18 protein-coding genes and 1 tRNA gene are annotated in these 18,100 nt (G+C 74.5%); 14 read left to right on the top strand and 5 right to left on the bottom strand.

Features of this window, described 5'->3' with window-relative positions; all coding sequences use genetic code 11:
* The first annotated feature begins 41 nt into the window (after window positions 1-41).
* The 6 genes from mobF (at window position 42) to DQ241_RS02195 (ending at window position 6,920) form a co-directional block, all read left to right on the top strand.
* Window positions 42-3,647: a MobF family relaxase gene (mobF, locus tag DQ241_RS02220; protein ID WP_113828505.1), complete on the top strand. Its 3,606-nt coding sequence runs from the start codon at window positions 42-44 to the stop codon at window positions 3,645-3,647.
* 166 nt (window positions 3,648-3,813) lie between these two features.
* The gene (locus tag DQ241_RS02215; protein WP_113828504.1) at window positions 3,814-4,038 is read left to right on the top strand and encodes an AlpA family transcriptional regulator; all 225 of its coding nucleotides are present in this window, start codon (window positions 3,814-3,816) and stop codon (window positions 4,036-4,038) included.
* A 130-nt stretch (window positions 4,039-4,168) separates the two neighbouring features.
* Entirely contained in the window at window positions 4,169-4,417 is a 249-nt protein-coding gene (locus DQ241_RS02210; RefSeq protein ID WP_113828503.1) for a helix-turn-helix domain-containing protein, read from the top strand.
* An 81-nt stretch (window positions 4,418-4,498) separates the two neighbouring features.
* Complete coding sequence (locus tag DQ241_RS02205) at window positions 4,499-5,620, top strand: site-specific integrase (RefSeq protein ID WP_113828502.1); 1,122 nt, start codon at window positions 4,499-4,501, stop codon at window positions 5,618-5,620.
* A gap of 183 nt (window positions 5,621-5,803) precedes the next feature.
* Window positions 5,804-6,739, top strand: a complete 936-nt coding sequence (locus tag DQ241_RS02200; RefSeq protein ID WP_158545856.1) for an Abi family protein — start codon at window positions 5,804-5,806, stop codon at window positions 6,737-6,739.
* Between the two features lie 111 nt (window positions 6,740-6,850).
* Window positions 6,851-6,920, top strand: a tRNA-Ser gene (locus DQ241_RS02195).
* A gap of 53 nt (window positions 6,921-6,973) precedes the next feature.
* On the opposite strand, the gene DQ241_RS02190 is transcribed toward DQ241_RS02195, so the two are convergent.
* Window positions 6,974-9,016: a bifunctional diguanylate cyclase/phosphodiesterase gene (locus DQ241_RS02190; RefSeq protein ID WP_113828500.1), complete on the bottom strand. Its 2,043-nt coding sequence runs from the start codon at window positions 9,014-9,016 to the stop codon at window positions 6,974-6,976.
* Between the two features lie 233 nt (window positions 9,017-9,249).
* Between DQ241_RS02190 and DQ241_RS02185 the strand changes: the two genes are divergently transcribed.
* Both DQ241_RS02185 and DQ241_RS02180 read left to right on the top strand, forming a co-directional pair.
* The gene (locus DQ241_RS02185; RefSeq protein WP_113828499.1) at window positions 9,250-9,756 is read left to right on the top strand and encodes a universal stress protein; all 507 of its coding nucleotides are present in this window, start codon (window positions 9,250-9,252) and stop codon (window positions 9,754-9,756) included.
* A gap of 123 nt (window positions 9,757-9,879) precedes the next feature.
* The gene (locus tag DQ241_RS02180) at window positions 9,880-11,511 is read left to right on the top strand and encodes a GAF domain-containing protein (RefSeq protein WP_233492161.1); all 1,632 of its coding nucleotides are present in this window, start codon (window positions 9,880-9,882) and stop codon (window positions 11,509-11,511) included.
* A gap of 5 nt (window positions 11,512-11,516) precedes the next feature.
* Here the strand turns inward: DQ241_RS02180 and DQ241_RS02175 are convergent, their stop codons facing one another.
* From DQ241_RS02175 to DQ241_RS02160, 4 genes are all read right to left on the bottom strand, one after another.
* Window positions 11,517-12,170 (bottom strand): response regulator transcription factor, encoded by a 654-nt coding sequence (locus tag DQ241_RS02175; protein ID WP_113828498.1) that lies wholly within the window; start codon window positions 12,168-12,170, stop codon window positions 11,517-11,519.
* Window positions 12,171-12,218: 48 nt separating this feature from the next.
* Window positions 12,219-13,247 carry a type III polyketide synthase gene (locus DQ241_RS02170; protein ID WP_113828497.1) on the bottom strand — a complete coding sequence of 343 codons (1,029 nt, stop codon included), beginning with the start codon at window positions 13,245-13,247 and terminating at the stop codon, window positions 12,219-12,221.
* A gap of 69 nt (window positions 13,248-13,316) precedes the next feature.
* A complete protein-coding gene (locus DQ241_RS02165; protein WP_113828496.1) occupies window positions 13,317-14,015 on the bottom strand; it encodes a methyltransferase domain-containing protein in 699 nt (232 codons plus the stop codon).
* Window positions 14,016-14,020: 5 nt separating this feature from the next.
* On the bottom strand, window positions 14,021-14,362 hold the full coding sequence (locus tag DQ241_RS02160; protein WP_113828495.1) for a DUF3140 domain-containing protein: 342 nt from the start codon (window positions 14,360-14,362) through the stop codon (window positions 14,021-14,023).
* Between the two features lie 102 nt (window positions 14,363-14,464).
* Here DQ241_RS02160 and DQ241_RS02155 point away from each other — a divergent pair, with 102 nt between their 5' ends.
* The 6 genes from DQ241_RS02155 (at window position 14,465) to DQ241_RS02140 (ending at window position 18,098) form a co-directional block, all read left to right on the top strand.
* A complete protein-coding gene (locus DQ241_RS02155; RefSeq protein WP_113828494.1) occupies window positions 14,465-15,454 on the top strand; it encodes a ribokinase in 990 nt (329 codons plus the stop codon).
* A complete protein-coding gene (locus DQ241_RS20475) occupies window positions 15,451-15,600 on the top strand; it encodes a hypothetical protein (RefSeq protein ID WP_158545855.1) in 150 nt (49 codons plus the stop codon). Before DQ241_RS02155 ends, DQ241_RS20475 begins: the two co-directional genes overlap by 4 nt.
* An 82-nt stretch (window positions 15,601-15,682) precedes the next feature.
* On the top strand, window positions 15,683-16,573 hold the full coding sequence (locus DQ241_RS02150) for a metal ABC transporter solute-binding protein, Zn/Mn family (RefSeq protein WP_199583985.1): 891 nt from the start codon (window positions 15,683-15,685) through the stop codon (window positions 16,571-16,573).
* A 129-nt stretch (window positions 16,574-16,702) separates the two neighbouring features.
* Entirely contained in the window at window positions 16,703-16,840 is a 138-nt protein-coding gene (locus DQ241_RS20470) for a hypothetical protein (protein ID WP_158545854.1), read from the top strand.
* A 165-nt stretch (window positions 16,841-17,005) separates the two neighbouring features.
* Window positions 17,006-17,632 (top strand): TetR/AcrR family transcriptional regulator, encoded by a 627-nt coding sequence (locus DQ241_RS02145; protein WP_113828493.1) that lies wholly within the window; start codon window positions 17,006-17,008, stop codon window positions 17,630-17,632.
* A 37-nt stretch (window positions 17,633-17,669) separates the two neighbouring features.
* A complete protein-coding gene (locus tag DQ241_RS02140; protein ID WP_113828492.1) occupies window positions 17,670-18,098 on the top strand; it encodes a hypothetical protein in 429 nt (142 codons plus the stop codon).
* Window positions 18,099-18,100 lie beyond the last annotated feature (2 nt).

Genomic DNA, 18,100 nt, shown 5'->3' with positions numbered 1-18,100 from the left:
TCGTTGGTCATTGTCGGGTGGTGTTGGAAATGCACGGCGGAATGAAGATCTACGCCGGCGCGCCGGCGGCTGCCCGGCACTACGTGGAGGCCGACCGCGGCCGTGCCGACGACTACTACCTCACCGAGGGCACCGGCCTCGCCCGCCGCTTCACCGCCACCGACGGTCGCGTGGCCGAGCTGGCGACGCTGACCGGCGACACCTACGAGACCTGGGTGGCCGGCCGCGACCCGGAGACGGGCGAGCCGCGTGGGCAGCTGCGCGGCGACGAGCACGCCGTTCGCTTCGCCGAAGTGGTGGTCAACGGCCCGAAGACCTGGTCGCTGGCCGCCGCACTGCACCCGGACATCGCCAAGGCGTACGAGGCCGCGCAGGACCGCGCCGCCGAACAACTCATCACCTGGCTCTCCGAGCACGCCACCACCCGCGTGGGCCCGCGGGGCGGGCAGGTGCAGGTACCGGTGGAGGTGCTGGAGGCGGCGACGGTGCGGCACTACACCTCCCGGGCGAACGACCCGCACTGGCACCTGCACCTGCAGCTGCTCTCCCGGGTGTTCGCCGCGGACAAATGGCGTGGCCTGCACACGGTGGGGATCCGGGATTTCCTGGGCGCGATCAACGGGATCGGGCACGCCGCGATGGCGTGCGACCCGGAATTGAACGCCGCCCTCGCCGCGCACGGCTACCGGAAGGGCGGTACTGGAGAAATACAGGAGCTCGCCGAGTACACGGGGCCGTTCAGTGCCCGGCACGCGCAGATCGCCCGGAATGTGGACCGCTACGAACGGGCATGGACCGCAGCGCACCCCGGCGAATCCCCCGGGCCGGTGCTGCGTCGAGCCTGGGACGCGCGGGCGTGGGCCGACGGCCGCCCGGACAAGGTCGCCCTCCAGCCTGGGGTCGGGCTGGAGGAACGCTGGCGGGCCGATCTGTCCGCCCTCGGCTACCGCGATCCGGGTCGGCCGGTCGACCTGGCTCCCACCTCGGTCGGGGCCCTCGATCGCGACGCGCTGGTGCAGCGTGCGCTGACCCGGCTCGCGGCGGCGCGGTCGGCGTGGAACGCCGCGGATGTCCGCGGTGAGGCCGAGCGGCTGATCGCCGCCGCAGGCGTCGTCGCCGACGCCGCGGTGCGCATCGAGCTGGCCGAGGACCTCACCGCCCGCGCCCTGCAGCGCTGCCTACCGTTGCTGGACCGCGACGGGGTGCCCGAGCACGTCCGCGCCTGGACCTCCCAGCCGGTCCTCGACGTCGAAGCCGACCTGACCACCCGGCTCGCCGCCCGCGCTGTACCTGACACCGGCCCGGCACTCCCGGTCGAGCGCGCGGCCGCCGCCGGCCGGCTGGATGCCGGCCAAGCCGCGGCGGTCACCGCGCTCGCCGGCAACCGGCCACTGGTGGTGGTCGAGGGCGCCGCCGGGGCGGGCAAGACCACCACCCTCGCCGCCACCCGCGACCTGCTCGAGGCGCGGGGCCGCCGGCTCGTGGTGGTCACCCCCACACGCAAGGCCGCCAAGGTGGCCGCCGGCGAGTTGGGTGCGGCCGCCGGGTCCGCGGCGTCCCTGGCCTTCCAGCACGGCTGGCGCTGGAACCACGAAGGGCGTTGGACCCGGCTCACCGTCGGCGAGGACGACCCGGTGACCGGCGGTGTCTACGCCGGGCCGAACGAGGCCGCGCGGCTACGGCCCGGGGATCTGCTGCTGGTGGACGAGGCCGGGATGCTCGACCAGGACACCGCTCGCGCCCTACTGACTGTCGCCGACGAGTACCAGGTCCGGGTGGCGCTGCTCGGCGACCGGCACCAGCTGTCCGCGGTCGGCCGCGGCGGCGTCCTGGACCTCGCCATCGGCCAGGCCGACCCCGCGGCGCACCTGACCCTCGACGGGGTGCACCGCTTCACCCGAACCGACGAGAAGGGCCGCACAACACCCGACGCCGGCTACGCCGAACTGACCCTGGCCATGCGCACCGGCGACGACCCCGGCGCCGTCTTCGACGCCCTCCTCGCCCGCGGCCAGATCCGGCTGACCCCCGACGCCGCCGCGCGGCAGGACACGCTGGCCGCTACCGCCGCCGCCTCATATGCCGACGGCCGCCGGGTGGCCGTGGTGGTGGACACCCGCGACCAGGCCGCCGAACTCAACACCGCCATCCGCGAACGGCTGGCCGCCGCCGGCCGCGTCGATGACCGAACGGTGGCCGTCACCGGCGCCGGCGAGCGGATCGGCGCCGGGGACCGGATCGCCACCCGTCGCAACGACCGCCACCTCGACGTCGCCAACCGCGACACCTGGACCGTCACCGCCGTCGGCCGCCGCGGCGGGCTGCTCGTCACCCCCACCGGTGACGTTCCCGCCGGTGTCACCCCGGCAGGCCCAGGGACCCGGATACTGCCCGCGAACTACGTCACCGAGCACGTCGAACTCGCCTACGCATCCACCGCGTACGGCGTGCAGGGTGACACTGTCACCGCCGCGCATGTGGTGGTCGGCGAGCAGACCGGCGCCTCCTCCTGCTACGTCGGGATGACCCGCGGCCGAACGGCGAACACCGCCCACCTCGTCGCCGCTGACGCCGACGAAGCGCGGGAGCAATGGCTCGCGGTCTTCGCCCGCGACCGCACCGACCTCGGGCCCGCCCACGCCGCCCAGCTCGCCGCCGACGAGGCCGCCCGCTACGCCGCACCCCGCCCGCTGGAGGAGGTGCTGGCCGAGCTGCGCGCGGCGTGGACGACCGAACAACGCTGCCTCAGCCAACTCGCCTACTGGGAGCCGGAGCGCGACACGTTGCGCGGGGTGGTCACGCTCGAAGCTCCCCACGCCGGCACACTCGCCAACCTCCAGGCCGCCCGTGAGCAGACGGCGATCACCGCCGAACAGGCCAAGCAACAGGCCGCAGCCAGCGGCGCGGCCCTCGCCAACCACGCCGACCGGGTCCGCGACACCCTCCTCGCTCGCTGGGACGACGAACGCCCCGCCACACGCGCGGCGGCAAGAACCGTGCTCGACGGCCCAGGCGGGCTCGGGCTCCGGCGGGCCGCGGTGGCCCGCGCCGGCGAGCAGCTCACCGACTGGGCCGACCGCTGGCGCCCCCACGTTCCATCCCTGCCCACCGACCCGACCGACCTCGCGCAGGCCGCCGGCTGGTTCGATCACCGCCCCGACCTGTGGAGATCGCTCGACGCCTCCGCCCGCCAGGCGGCCGAACAGGCCCACCCAGAACACGCCCAGCTCCGCGCCACAGCCGACACCGCCCGGCACGCGGCAGAGCAAGCCCGGCGCACACTGGCCGAGGCCCACCGGCAGCGCGACGAGCGGCTCGACCCGTTCGGGCCCGAGGCCTGGACCCCCGACCCGAACGGACGGCTCGCCGACCTCCAGCGCGACATCGCCACCACCCGCCAGGAGCTCACCGACGCCCGGACGCGCATCGCGACCCTCACCGCCGAACCCGCCCTCCTGGCCCAGCCGCCCGACCGGCTCACCCGGGAACACGAGTCCTGGCGCACACGGCGCTCGGCCGGCCCCGACCAGTCCGGATCGGCGCGCCTGCGGCCAACCGCCCCCGTCCCGGGCGTCCCCCGGCCCGAGGAGGAGCGGCTCGGGCCATCCCTCGCCCGCCGTGGTATCGCACCAGGCGTCGGACGATGAAGGGGCGGCCTCCGCCGACGCCCGCCGCGGGCTCGGCAGGAGAGGTACTGGAGGAAAACAGGAGCCGTCGGAAGAAGCTCGTTGTGAGCTGTCACCAAACGGCTCGAAACAACGCCTTCCACAGGCACAGGCCCACACCAGTCGACCGGATTCGGAGTCCGCCGCCATGCCCGACCGCCCCGCCGGCCATGAGCCCGAACTGCTCACCATCACCGAAGCCGCTGAACTCCTGCGCGCGCCCGTCGCCACGCTGCGGTACTGGCGCCACCTCGGCACCGGTCCACGCAGTTTCCGCCTCGGCCGCCGCGTCCTCTATCGCGCCGACGATCTCCGCAGCTGGATCGACGTTCAGCACGGCCGGGTTGCCAACGACCCGGGGAGCCGGCGGTGAACCCACGCCGCAATCGGCGCACTCACCGGGATGCAGGAGGCGACACCCGCGGAGCGAGCGCACCCCTCAGCGGCACGCTCGGGTCCTACCTGCGGGGCTCGGGCCCCCTCCCGGCAGGCGGTCGCTGAACATGGTTCGAGACAACCGACGGAGGGAAGCGATACCCCAGGCCTCCGCCCACGAGCCCACGCCCCTCGGTGACCCCGGTCAGCTGCTCACCATCGACCAGGCCGCCGAGTACCTGAGCACCGGACAGCGCTTCGTCCGCCGCCTCATCAGCGAACGACGGATCCCCTACGTGAAACTCGGCAAGCACGTGCGCCTCGAACGCTCGGCCCTGGACGGCTTCATCAACGACGGGCGCATACCACGGCAATAGGAAGGGTCGGGCCGCAGAGCGCAGCACGCGTTGTCCACAGGCGACATTGGTAGCTTTCGCAGGTCATGACATGGTTGCCGGATGGCGAAGAGAGCCGCTTTCGGGAGCGTCGACCGTCTGCCCAGCGGCCGGTACCGCGCCCGCTACGTCGGCCCGGATGGACGCCGCCGGTCGAAGGTCTTTGGGACGGCGAAGGCCGACGCCTGGGCATGGCTGGCAACCGCACAGGCTGACCTCGTCCGAAAGGTCTGGCGGGCTCCCGAATCCGGCCAGCGCACCGTCGGTGCCTTCGCGGCGGATTACCTGGCCCGCGACGAACTACGGGAGGGCACCAGGAGCCTCTATGCCGGCCTCTGGCGGCTCCACCTGGCGCCCCAGTGGGAGGACGTGCCGGTCGGCGACGTCACCCCCGCCAAGGTCCGCACTTGGCACACCGCGGCGGCAAAGCGAACCGGCCCCACGGCGCTGGCCCAGGCCTATCGACTCCTTCGCAGCATCCTGGGCGTCGCCGTGGCCGACGAGGTCATCGCGGCCAACCCGTGTCGGCTCCGTGGCGCCAGCACGCCGAGGGCTACCCGGCCCTCCCGAGCGCTGACCGCGGCTGAGGCGCAGACCCTGGCCGACCACGTCGGCCGAGACCGGCGAACGGAGCGCTATCGGGCGTTGGTGCTCGTACTTGCCTTCGGTGGGCTCCGATTCGGCGAGGCCACCGCCCTCCGCAGGTCGGACGTCGTCGACGGCGACAAGCTGCACGTGCATCGCTCTGTTCGCTACGTGGGTGGACGCTGGCTGGTCGGTGACCCGAAGACCGAGGCCGGGCGCCGCACGGTGTCCCTGCCGGCCAGCGTGGCCAGTGCCCTCGCGACCCATCTGGAGCGCTTCGTGTCCGACTCCCCGGATGCGCTGGTCTTCGGCACCGGCGCGGGAACCTTTTTGCACTCGGCCAACTTCGGCCAGACCTTCCGCCGAGCCGTCGAGGCGGTCGGCCTGCCACCGGTCCGACCGCACGAGCTACGGCACACCGGAGCCACCCTGGCCGCGGCGACCGGCGCCACGACCAAGGAGCTCATGCGGCGTCTGGGGCACTCCTCCTCGGCCGCAGCGTTGATGTACCAGCACGCGGCCGATGAACGCGACAGCGAGATCGCCCGGGCACTCGACGCGATGATCGGTGCCGCTTCGGTGGTCCCCTCGTCCGAGTGAGCGCGACGCACCGCCGCGGGCGGCAGGGATGACGTCGACAACATCCTGAGTTAGAGTCGATGCAACACGGCCAGCCCCTCTGATCCCTCGTGATCACGGGCTGGTTTTCTTTTGCTCGGACGCCAGGAGAGGACGTTCTTGCCTGCGCCGTACACCAAGCCTCACCTGGACCTACCGGCCCAGGTGAGGCTGCTGGCCTCGCGCGGACTCGTCATTCCCGACCCACAGCACGCGGAACGCGCCCTGCAAACCGTCGGCTACTACCGGCTCAGCGGCTACTGGTATCCCTACCGCCAGCCCAGCCCGACCGGCGTCGGACGAGCCGACGAGTTCATTTCGGGCACCAGCCTCGACCAGATCATCGGCCTGTACGACTTCGACCGGCGCCTGAAGCTGCACCTGCTCGATGCCTTGGAGCGCATCGAGATCGCGGCCCGCGTACAGGTCGGCCACGTCCTCGGCCGTCGCGGCGCCTACGCCCACCTGGATCCGGTGAACCTGGACGCTCGCTTCGACCAACCGCTCACCTCGGGGAAGCCCAGCCGATACCAGGAGTGGCTCCGCCGCATGCATGACGCGCAGCAGCGCTCCCGTGAGGACTTCGTCGAGCACTTCCGCTCCAAGTACGACGGCCGGCTGCCAGCCTGGGTGGTGACCGAGATTCTGGACTTCGGCGGAGTCTCCACGCTCTACAGCGGCCTCAAGAGCCGCGACCGCGATGAGATCGCCGCCGACTTCGGCGCGCTCGACGTCAGGGGGCGAGGTAACGGCGCAGTCCTCACCAACTGGCTGCGAGTGATCAACTACCTGCGCAACACTTGCGCCCACCACTCGCGGCTGTGGAACCGGAACATGGACGTCCAACTCGCCACGGCTCACCTGCGCTCGATCGGCCCACTGGCACACCTGCGCACCGGGCCGACGGCCCAGGTCTCCCGGGTCTTCGGTCCCCTGTGTCTCATGCTCTTCCTCCTCGCGGAGGTCGTTGACGACGACGCGTGGGAGGGGTGGCGCGACGATCTCGTGGCCCTGCTGACAACAGCTCTGCCGCCCACCGCACGGACCCTGGCCGAGATGGGCTTCCCCCAGGGGTGGCGGACCTCGTCTTTATGGCGTTGAGCGTGACCGTCAACCCCGAGCAGCCCGCACGCATCTGCTGGCAACCGGAGGCGCTAGGTCACGATGAGGTCATGGAACGTCCCCTCAGCGCGTCGACCATGGCTCTGAACAGCGGGTTTGCCCTTAGATCAATCAGCTTCCCAAGCTGACAGTGCGGGTTCGATTCCCGTCACCCGCTCCAGGCACCACGTCGCGCCCCGGTCCGCTGGACCGGGGCGCGACGTGCATCCGGGCTCAGGGAGCGGCCGGCAGCTCCCCGTGGATCGTGCCCACGCGGGCGAGCAGCGCGCCCAGCTCGTCGGCCGGCATCGGACGGGCGAAGTGGTAGCCCTGCGCGATGTCGCAGCCCAGGGCGCGCAGCGCCACCACCTGGTCGGCGTCCTCGACGCCCTCGGCGACCACGGTCAGGCCCAGGTTGTGGCCGAGGTCGATCGCGGTGCGCACCAGGACGGCGTCGTGCGGGGTCGTCGTCATGCCGCCCACGAACGAGCGGTCGATCTTCAGCTCGTCGACCGGCAGCCGGCGCAGGTAGGCCATCGAGCTGTAGCCGGTGCCGAAGTCGTCGATGGACAGCCGCACGCCCAGGTCGTGCAGGCGCTGGAGCACGTCCATGCACCGGGCGGCGTCGCCCATGACCGAGCTCTCCGTCACCTCCAGGCGCAGCAGCGTGGCGGGCACGCCGTGCTCGGCGAGCAGCCGCTGCACCAGGTCCGGCAGCCCCGCGTCGAGCAGGCAGCGGGTGGAGAGGTTGACCGCGACGGGCAGCGCGGCCCCGGCCTCCCGCCACCGGCTCAGCTGCGCCAGCGCCAGGTCGAGCACGCGCTCGGTCAGCTGCAGGATGATCCCGGTGCCCTCGGCCACCGGGATGAAGTCGCCCGGCGGGACCAGCCCCCGGGTGGGGTGCCGCCAGCGGAGCAGCGCTTCCGCGCCCTCGACCCGCTCGCCGTCCAGGGTGAACTTCGGCTGGTAGTGCAGGAACAGCTCGTCGTCGACGTCGAGCGCGCGGCGCAGGTCGCCCAGCACGGTGAGGCTCGGCGGGGCGGCCACGTGCTCCTCCGGCCGGTACACCACGGCGCCGGCCTTGCGCTCCTTGGCCACGTGCATGGCGATGTCGGCGTTGCGCAGGAGCTCCTCGGTGTCGGTCCCGTGCCAGGGCGAGAGCACGATGCCGACGCTCGCCTCGACGTCGAGCACCGCGCCGTTGACGTCGAACGGCTGGTGCAGCGCGGCGCGCAACCGCTCGGCCACCGCCTCGGCCTCCGCGACGCCCTCCACCGACGGGAGCAGGACGGCGAACTCGTCGCCACCGAGGCGGGCGACCGTGTCCCCCTCGCGCAGCAGCGCGTGCAGCCGGGGCCCCACGTGGCGGAGCAGCTCGTCGCCGTAGGAGTGCCCGAGGGAGTCGTTGATCTCCTTGAAGCGGTCCAGGTCGATGAGCAGCATGGCCACCTCGGTGCGCGACCGGGTCGCGGCGGCCAGCGCCTGGTCGAGCCGGTCGCGCATGAGGACCCAGTTGGGCAGGCCGGTGAGCGTGTCGTGCGTGGCGTGGTGCCGGTCGCGAGCGGCGGAGTCGCGCAGCTCCTCGCGCTGCCGCTGCATCCGCCTGGACGCGGAGGCGACGAACCGGAACAGGACGCCGTAGAAGACCGCCAACCCGACCGCGAGCGTGATCGTCAGGGTGCGGATGTCGGCGGCCACCGCGTCGGCCACCGGCGCGTAGGGCAGGTAGACCTCCACGGCCCCCGCCGGCGTCGCCGCGTTCGGCCACTGGACGGGCACGTAGACCTCGAGCAGCCGGCGCTCGCCGTCCTCGCTGCCGTCGCCGTCGTCGGCGGAGTGCGCGAAGCCCGAGATCACGTCACCGGCGAGGGCGCCGTCGAGTTCGTCGGACCCGGAGACCGCGCCGATGCGAGCCGGGTCGTCGGCCCACACCACGACGCGCTCGCCGTTGTAGATCGTGATCGCGACCGGGTCGAGGTCGTCGAACCGCCGGCCACCGCTGCGCAGGTCCTCGGCGGCGAGGCGCACCGCCCGGGCCACCGGCGCCAGGCGGGCGGCGTCGAGGCCCTCCACGAGGTCCACGGGCGTCAGCTGGGGTTGGAGGCCGAGCCGCACCGTGACGGTCGCGGTCCACTCGGCCTGCTCGCGGGCCCGCTCGCTGATCGCGCTGCTCAGGACCGACGACAGCACCACCCCCACCGCGACGGTGAGCAGCAGGCTGACGACCCCGAACCGGGTCAGCAGGCTGAGGCCGCGCAGCCGGCGGACGAGTTCCATGCCAGGCGCATCGGACGGCGGGCCGCCGACCTTGAACCGGGCACCCGGTCTCACCCCTCCGGGGTGAGCCGCGCCCGCCCGCGCATGCGCTGACGGTGCGCGAGGTACCGACCACGGTCGGTCCGGACACGCACCACCCCCTTTCCGGAACGTCGACGGGACGTCGAGAACCCGCGGCGTCCCGGGTCCTTGGGCCCTGGGGGAGACCCGGAGGGCCCGACACGATCCCGGGCATGAGCACCACCCGCTCCTCCGAGGAGACCCAGCGCACGGGCGACGACCCGTCCGACGACGCCGGTACGGGCATCGCGCCGCTGCGCCTGCTGCCCCTGGTCCCGCGGCGCCCCCGACCCTGGATCGTGGTCGAGGTCGAGCCGCACGCCGCCGGTCACCGTCCCCTGGTGTGGGCCCTGCGCGAGGCCGCCCGCCGTGAGGCCACCGTCCTGGCGGTCGGCGTGCTCGACGTCGACGACGACGGCCCGCTGCCGGGCCTGGGCCGCATCTCCCCCGAGGAGCGGGCTGCGGCCGAGGACCTCCTGGAGGCGCAGCTGCTCCGCGCCCGCACCGAGACCGGCGTCGCCGTCACGACCCGGACGGCGGTCCTCGAGCGCCCGCTGCTCGACGCCCTGACCGCCGCGACCCGCGGGGCGGACCTGGTCGTGGTCGGCCCCAACGGCAAGCACCTGCTGCGACCCGCGGTGCCCCGCCCGCCGGCCCGCCGCACCGCCCGGGGGGCATGACCTGCGGCCCCCGTGACCGTTGCCCCGTGACAGCTCCCCCCTCCGCCGCCGCGAACCGCTTCCCGCGCCCGGCCGGACCTCCTACCGTCGGGCCGTGACCCCGCCCGCCGGTCCGGTCCGGCCGTGACCGCCGACCCCTCCGGCGCGCCGCAGCTGGCGGCGTCGGTCCTGGCCGCCGCCTCCGGCAGCCACCTGGAGGCGACGCTGCACGAGGTGGTGCGCGCCGCCGTCCGGCACGTCGACGCCACCTACGGCGCGCTCGGTGTGCTCACGGCCGACGGGCGCGCGCTGGACCGGTTCGTCGTCGTCGGCATGGGCGAGGAGGAGGAGCGGCTCATCGGCCGGCTGCCCGCGGGCGAGGGCCTGCTCGGCCTGCTCGTGGCGGAGCCGGTGACGCTGCGCCTGGACGACATGGCCGCCCACCCGGCGTTCTCCGGGTTCCCGCCCGGGCACCCACCGATGCGGTCGTTCCTCGGCGTCCCGCTGCGGGTGCACGACACGGTCTTCGGCAACCTCTACCTGACCGAGAAGCGGCAGGGCGTCGCGTTCACCGAGGCCGACGTCGAGGTGACCCAGGCGCTGGCCGCGGTCGCCGGGCTGGCCATCGAGAACGCCCGGCTGCTGGAGCGCGCGGAGCGGCACCGGGCGTGGGGGCAGACCGGGATGGACATCGCCACCGCGCTGCTCTCCGGGGCCGACCCCGACGAGGTCCTCCGGTCCGCCGCCTCCCGCGTGAAGGACCTGTCCGGCGCGGAGGCCGCGGGGGTGATGGTGCCCGCCCCGGGGGAGACCGACGTCCTGCGGGTCCACGTCGCGGTGGGACCCGACGCCGCGGACGTGGAGGGCGTCCAGGTCCCGCTGAACGGTGGCCTGCTGTCGGCGGCGCACCGCACCGGCGTCCCCCAGCTGATCGAGGACGTCATGGACCCGGAGCTCCCGGGCTCGCCGGGCGAGCTGGTCGACGAGCTCGGCGCGGACTACGGCCCCATCCTGCTGATCCCGGTCGGCGGCCCACCGGCGCTGGGCACCCTGGCGGCGCTGCGCGGGCGCGGGCGGCCGCCGTTCGACGAGGAGCTGCTGGAGCTGGCCGGCGCGTTCGCCGCGCACGCGACGGTCGCGATGGAGCTCGTCCGCAGCCAGCAGCGGGAGCGCCGGCTGCAGTTGCAGGCCGACCGCGACCGCATCGCCCGCGACCTGCACGACCACGTGGTGCAGCGGATCTACGCCACCGGCCTGGCGCTGGACCGGATCAGCCGCTCCCTGGAGGCCGAGCACCCCGAGGTCGCCGCGCGCATCGCCGAGCGGGTCGACGAGCTGGACGGCACCATCGCGCGCATCCGCACGTCGATCTTCGAGCTGCACGCCATCGACGACCCGGCCGACGGCGGGGTGCGCCGGCGGCTGGCCGAGGTGGTCCGCTCGGTGGTCGACGGGCACGGGCTGCGGCGCGACCTGCGCATCCAGGGCGAGCTGGACAAGCTCCCGGCGGAACTGGTCACCGACGTCGTCGCCGTGGTGCGGGAGCTGGTCACCAACGTCGTCCGGCACGCGCGTGCCCGGCGGGTGGTCGTCGCCGTCACGATCGACGGGGCGGTGCGGGTGCAGGTCACCGATGACGGCCGCGGGCTGCCGCCGGTCGCGGCCCGCAGCGGCCTGGCCAACCTCGCCCACCGCGCGGAGCGGCGGGGTGGCTGCCTGCGCGAGACGTCGGGCCGATCGGGGACGCAGATCGAGTGGGAGGTCCCGCTGCCCTGACCTGCTCAGCCCTCCCGGTCGCGCAGCTGGGTGGCGAGGATGGCGGCCTGGGTGCGCCGCTCCAGGCCCAGCTTGGCCAGCAGGTGGCTGGTGTAGTTCTTCACCGTCTTCTCGGCCAGGCCCATCCGCTCGCCGATCTGCCGGTTGGTCAGCCCCTCGCCGATCAGCCGCAGCACGGTGCGCTCCTGGTCGGTGAGGGTGCCCATCCGGTCGCTCCCGGGGGCCGGTTGCACCACCGGGCGGGGTCCGGTCGCGGGCACCTCGTCCAGCAAGGTGCCGCCCCCGGCCACCGTGCGCACCGCGGACACCAGCGCCGAGCCGCGCACCTGCTTGAGCACGAAGCCCGCGGCACCGGCCTCGACCGCGGCGGTGAAGGCCTCCTTCTCCGCGTAGCTGGTCAGCACCAGGCAGCGGGTCCCGGGCACGGTGTCGCGCAGCCTGCGGCAGAGCTCCGCGCCGTCGCCGTCGGGCAGCCGCATGTCGACGACCACGACGTCGGGACGGACGGCGGGCACCCGGGCCAGGGCCTCGGCGACGGACCCGGCCTCACCGGTGACGACCAGGCCGGGCTCGTCCTCGAGCAGCTCCGCCACCCCGCGGCGGACCACCTCGTGGTCGTCCACGAGGAAGACCCGCACCGTCGGCGTTCCGTCGTCCACGGGCAGCCTCCCCACGCTCCGTGACCGTCGTCACGGAGCGTAGCCCCATCAGGCCGGGAGCAACAGCGCGGCGTAGAGGGTGAGCCCGGGACCGAAGGCCATCGCGACCACCGGGCCGTCGACGTCGGCCATCTCCTGGAGGACGAGCAGCACGGTGGCCGAGGAGCAGTTCCCGTGCTCGGCGAGGACGTGCCGGGAGGCGGCCACCTGCTCCTCGCGCAGCCCCAGCTCGTCGCGGACGACATCGATGATCCGCGGTCCGCCGGGGTGCACCGCCCAGCCCGCGACGTCCTCGACCCGCAGCCCGGCGCCGCGCAGCAGCTCGTCGACGACGTCGCCGACGTGGCGGGACAGCACGTCGGGGACCCGGGGGGACAGCCCCATCCGGAAGCCCAGGTCGGTGACGTCCCAGGTCATGTGGTCGGCGGTCGAGGCGTCGGTGCGGGCCACCACGCCGGCGACCCGGCGTCCGCGGCCGGCCCCGGGCTCCACCACCACGGCAGCCGCGGCGTCGGAGAACAGGGCGTGCGCCACCACCTGCTCGAGGTCGGCCTGGGCCGGCTGGACGTGCAGGCTGGTCAGCTCGCAGCACAGCAGCACCGCCGGCCGGGAACGGGCCGCGACGAAGTCGGAGACCGCGGCCAGCCCCGGGATGGCGGCGTAGCAGCCCATGTGGCCCACGAGCAGCCGCTGCAGCCCCGGCGGCATGCCGAGGTCGCTGGCCAGCCGGATGTCCAGGCCGGGTGTCGCGTAGCCGGTGCAGGTGGCGACGGCGAACAGCCCGACGTCGTCCGGGGCCAGGCCGGCCGCGTCGAGGGCACCGGCGACCGCCTGCTTGCCGAGCGGCAGCGCCTCCTGGACGTAGCGGGCCATCCGGGCGCCGGTGCCCCAGCCGCTGAGGTCCTCGTCCATGGGGTTGGCGACGGCGTGGCGGCGGCGCACCCCCGCCCCGAGGAAGATCCGGCGGGCGGCGCGCACGCCGGCGTAGTGGTCGGCGAAGAATCCGTCCCAGGCCGCCTGCTGCTCCAGCGGCGCGGGGAGGGCCGAACCCAGCCCGGTCACGACGGCGGCGGTCACGAGGCCTCCTCGGCGCACGGGCTCGGCGTCATGGTCCGACGGTACGTGCGCCCGGGCACCGGTGCCCGCTCAGCGCTTGCGGCCGTAGCCGGCGAAGACCACCGCCGTGGACCGGATCGGCTTCATGGTGACACCCTCCCTGCGGCCGAGCTTCCACGCCACCGCCTGCCGCAGCGACGGGCGCAGCCCGACCAGGGTGAGGTCCAGCCCGAGCCGGTCCGCGGCCGCGAGCAGCCGTCCCCGGTCGACGAAGAGCTCCGGGTCGTGGATGCCCGGCGGCGGCCCCCCGGGCAGGCGCTCGCCCACGGTCACCATGAGGAAGCGGCCGATGCGGGTGTCGGCCAGCGCGTCGAGCACCAGCGTCCCGCCGGGCCGCAGCAACCGCGCGCACTCGGCCAGGACGGCGACGTCGTCGTCCACGTGCTCGAGGACCTCACCGGCGACGACGACGTCGGCGCAGCCATCGGCCAGCGGCACCGCCAGCACCGAGCCGCGGACCGGCAGCACCCCGTGGTCCCCGGCCACCCGCAGCCCGCGCTCGCCCAGGTCGACGCCGACGTGCCGGTACCCGAGGCGGGCGACGTGCGGGGCCATCAGCCCGCCACCGCAGGCGAGATCGACCAGCAGCGCCCCGGGCGAGGCCGCGGGCGGGATGTGCTCGGCGCGCGAGGCGGCCAGCCAGTGCAGCGCCGCGAAACCGCCGGCGGGCCGCCACCACTGGTCGGCGAGCTCGTCGTACTGGGCAGGGTCGTTGCGCACGACGGGCACGGCGGTCAGCTGCCCTTCATCGGGTCGTGACCCCAGTTCATCAGCGAGTACCGCCACCGCGACGTCGCGACGTCCTCCTTCGCCGGCCGCTGGGCCAGGTGGCGCCGGACGTAGCCGTGCACCGTGCGCATGTGCGCCAGGTCGTCGTCGGTGAGGTCGTCCTTCCTCGTGCGCAGCAGCTCGACGATCCGCCGTCCCGAGGCGTGCCCGGTGGACTCGTCGTCACCGTCCTTCTGGCCGACCGCCTGCGACTCGTCGGTGGCCAGCCACCGCTCCAGCTCGCCCGCGGTCATGTTCACCGCCGCGCCGAACTCGCGCCGGATCCGGTCGGGGTCCTCGCTCGCCATCGGTCCTCCGCTCGTCGTCCTGCTTGCCCTACCGCGGCGCCGACGGGCGGACACCGCTGTCTGGTACTGCTTGGACCCCGCACCAGCCCCCGGAGGTCCACCGTGTCCGTCACCGTCGTCGGCAGCCTCAACGAGGACGTGCTCGTCGCGGTGGGCCGGCTGCCCGGCCGCGGCGAGACCGTCATCGGCCGCTCCGCCACCCTGGCACCCGGCGGCAAGGGTGCCAACCAGGCGGCCGCCGCCGGCCTGCTCGGGACGGGGGTGCACATGGTCGGCCGGGTCGGCGAGGACCCCGCGGGCGACCGGCAGCTGGCCGCGCTCGCCGGCTCGCGGGTCGACGTCAGCCGGGTGGTGCGCACGCCGGGGGTGCCGACGGGCAGCGCCACCATCCCGGTGGAGCAGGGCAGCGGCGAGAACCTGATCGTCGTCGTGCCCGGCGCCAACGCCGAGCTCACGGCGGAGGACGCCGACGTCGAGCCGGTGCGCCGCGCCGCGGTCCTGCTGCTGCAGCTCGAGGTGCCCCTGGACGCCGTGCGCGCCGCCGCGGCCGCCACCGCCGGCACCGTCGTCCTCACCCCGGCCCCGCCGCAGCCGCTGCCGGCCGAGCTGCTGGCGCGGGTGGACGTCCTGGTCCCCAACGAGCACGAGCTGGTCCAGCTGGCCGGCGCGGCCCCCGGGGAGCGCGCACCGGCGGAGCTCGCCGAGCTGGCCCGGGGCCTGGGCTGCCGGGCGGTGGTGGTCACGCTCGGCGCCCGGGGCGCGCTCGTCGTCCCCGGCGACGGGGGTGGTGCGCTGCTGCAGCCGCCGCCGGCGGTCGACACCGTCGACACCACCGGCGCGGGCGACTGCTTCAGCGGCGCTCTCGCCCAGGGGCTGGCCGGCGGCGCCGACCTGCCCGGTGCCGTCCGGTACGCGGTGACGGCGGCCGCGCTGTCCACGACCGGACCGGGCGCGCGCGGGGCGCTGCCCGGCGACGACGACGTGCGGGCCCTGCTCCCCCGCGTGCCCGCGGCCGCTCCCGTCCGACGGTTGCCGCTCGGAGCGGACGGGCACTGGCCGGGCGACACCCGACCCACCGAGGAGGAGCCATGAGCCAGCCCGACCGCGCACCCGACGTGGACCAGCCCGACGGCGGAGCGCCGTCCCGCGACGCCGAGGGCACCGGCACCACCCCGCACCCCGAGGAGCCGGCTGAGGGCAAGGAGCTCGAGGGCGGGGCCGACACCCCCGGGAGCTGACCGCCGGCCACGGACCCGGGGGCTCCGCGGGCGGCGGCGTCCGCGACACTGCCCGTGAGAACCATTGCCGGCAGGAGTTCCCGTGTCCCGTGCCCCCGTCCAGGCCGCCCTGTCGGCGCTCACCCTCCTCGCCCTCACCGCCTGCGGCGGCGACGGCGCCGCGCCCGACAGCTCCGCGGCGGTGGACCCCGGCGATCCCGCGGCCTGCCCGGGCGAGGTCGTGGACGTCGTCGCGTCGGTCGCGCAGTGGGGCAGCATCGCCCGGCAGCTGGGCGGGGACTGCGCGACCGTGACCACGATCGTCGCGTCGGTGGCGGTCGACCCGCACGCCTTCGAGCCGGTGACCGCGGATCTGGCCGCCTTCGACCGCGCCGACCTCGTGGTCCTCAACGGCGGTCGCTACGACGCGTGGGCGCTCGAGCCTGCCTCCGGGGCCCCGGCCGTGGTCGAGGCGACCGGGCTGACCGCGGACGGGCACGCCGACGACGACCCGCACCTCTGGTACGACCCGGCGGTCGTCACGCAGGTCGCGGACGCCGTCACCCAGCAGCTCACCGAGCTCTCCCCCGACGCCGCCCCCTACTTCGACGCCCAGCGCGCCGCGTTCGCCGCCGAGCTGCAGCCGCTGCTGGACGCGGTGGCCACGCTGCGTGCGGCCTCCGACGGGCGCACCTACGCCGCCACGGAGGGCGTCTTCGACCGGATGGCCGCGGCGGTCGGGCTGGCCGACGCCACGCCCGCGGGCGACCTGGCCGAGCTCGAGTCAGCGCTGCGCGACGGCGAGGTCGACGTCCTGGTGCTCAACCGCCAGACCGGCGGCCGCGTCCCCGAGCGGATCCAGGAGGCCGCGGAGGACGCCGACGTGCCCGTCGTCGAGGTGACGGAATCCCCGCCGGACGACGACGGCTTCTTCGTCGAGTGGCAGCTCGCGCAGCTCGACGAGCTCTCCGACGCCCTCGGCGTGAGCCCGTGACCACCCGCCGTCGTGCCCCGCACCTACCGGGCGAGGGGCACCGGGAGTGAGCCAGATCTCACCCCTCGTGCGGAGGATCACCCGCCCGCGGCTGTTTTCGCACCACCGGCCCGGGGCAGGCTGGCCTCCATGGAGGACACGCAGCACGAGACCCGAGTAGCCCAGAGCCCCGCCGAGCAGTCCGCGGAGAGCGAGCCCGGCGCCGGCGCCACCGCCGTCGCCGCCGCCCGGCTGCTGGCCAATCCGCGCCGGGTCCGCCGGGCCTGAACCCGGCGGCCGGGGGTCGGATCGCCCCGCTGGTGACTCTCCGTCGCCACAGCGACCTCACAGACCCCCGGCGCCACGGCGAGCCCGCTCGCCTCTCGTCACTCAGAGCAACCACCGTCGGCGTGCCGCGAACTGCTCCGTCACGTGCTGGTGCACGATCGCCCCGTGACCGCCGCTCTGCACCTCGCCGCCGCCGACGACGCCTCGGCACCGGTCCGCCGCAGCCGCGCCGAGCGGCAGGCCATCGTCCTCGACACCGCGGAACGGCTGTTCGCCAGCCGTAGCTCGCGCAGCGTCGGCATGGACGAGCTGGTCCGCGAGACCGGCCTGGGCAAGATGACGGTCTACCGGCTCTTCAAGAGCAAGGACGACCTCGTCGGCGCCTACCTCTCGCGCAAGGCCGCGACCGTGCTGGGCTTCATCGACGCCGAGCTGGTCCGCCTGCAGGGCGACCCGCGCGCCGCGCTCCTCTCGGTCGTCGACGCCGTCGAGCGCGACGTGACCCGCACCGGCTTCCGCGGCTGCCCGTTCAACAACGTGAGCAGCGAGTACGACGACCCGCAGCACCCCGCGCGCAGCGCGGCCGCCGACTACAAGTTCGAGCTCTACTCGCGGCTCGAGCGACTGGCGGAGGAGATCATGCCCGGCGGTGGCGAGGACCTCGCCGCGCAGCTGCACCTGATCATCGACGGGATGTACCTGTCCGGCGGGCTGCTCGGGCCGGACGGCCCGGCGGCGCACGGCCGGCAGCTGGCCGAGAAGCTCATCGACCAGGCGATCGCCCGCGCCTGAACGAGCAGGGCCGCCGCCGTCCCCGCACGATGACCGGGTGACTTCCGACCGCACCCGCCCCGACCTCGACGACACCACCGTCGAGGCGCTGGGCAAGCTCTCCGAGGCCCTCGAGACCGTCGACCAGGCGCGCGGCTTCCTGTACGCGTTCCACCAGCTCACCGGCAAGGCCGACCGCCTGCTGCAGGAATCCGTCGAGCTGTTCGAGCAGGCCGGCGCCACCGGGCTGGCCGCCGACCTCGACCGCGACCTGGTCGGCCGCAACGTGATCGCCGACCGGTGGACCTTCCAGATCGTCGAGGACTTCGACGAGAACTACTGGGGCACCTTCCGCGCCTACGACGCGCGGGCCCGCGACGAGCTGGCCGGCGGCGACCGGCACGTGTTCGAGGCCCGGATGAAGCAACGGGAGCGGACGAAGGGCCACCCGCACCACGAGGCAGGTCCCGCGCTCACCGACGGGTGACC

This window comes from Blastococcus sp. TF02A-30 (assembly GCF_003319185.1).
Taxonomy (GTDB): Bacteria; Actinomycetota; Actinomycetes; order Mycobacteriales; family Geodermatophilaceae; genus Blastococcus.
Note: the sequence above shows the minus strand (reverse complement) of the source record. Positions and strands in the feature narration are given on the sequence as shown.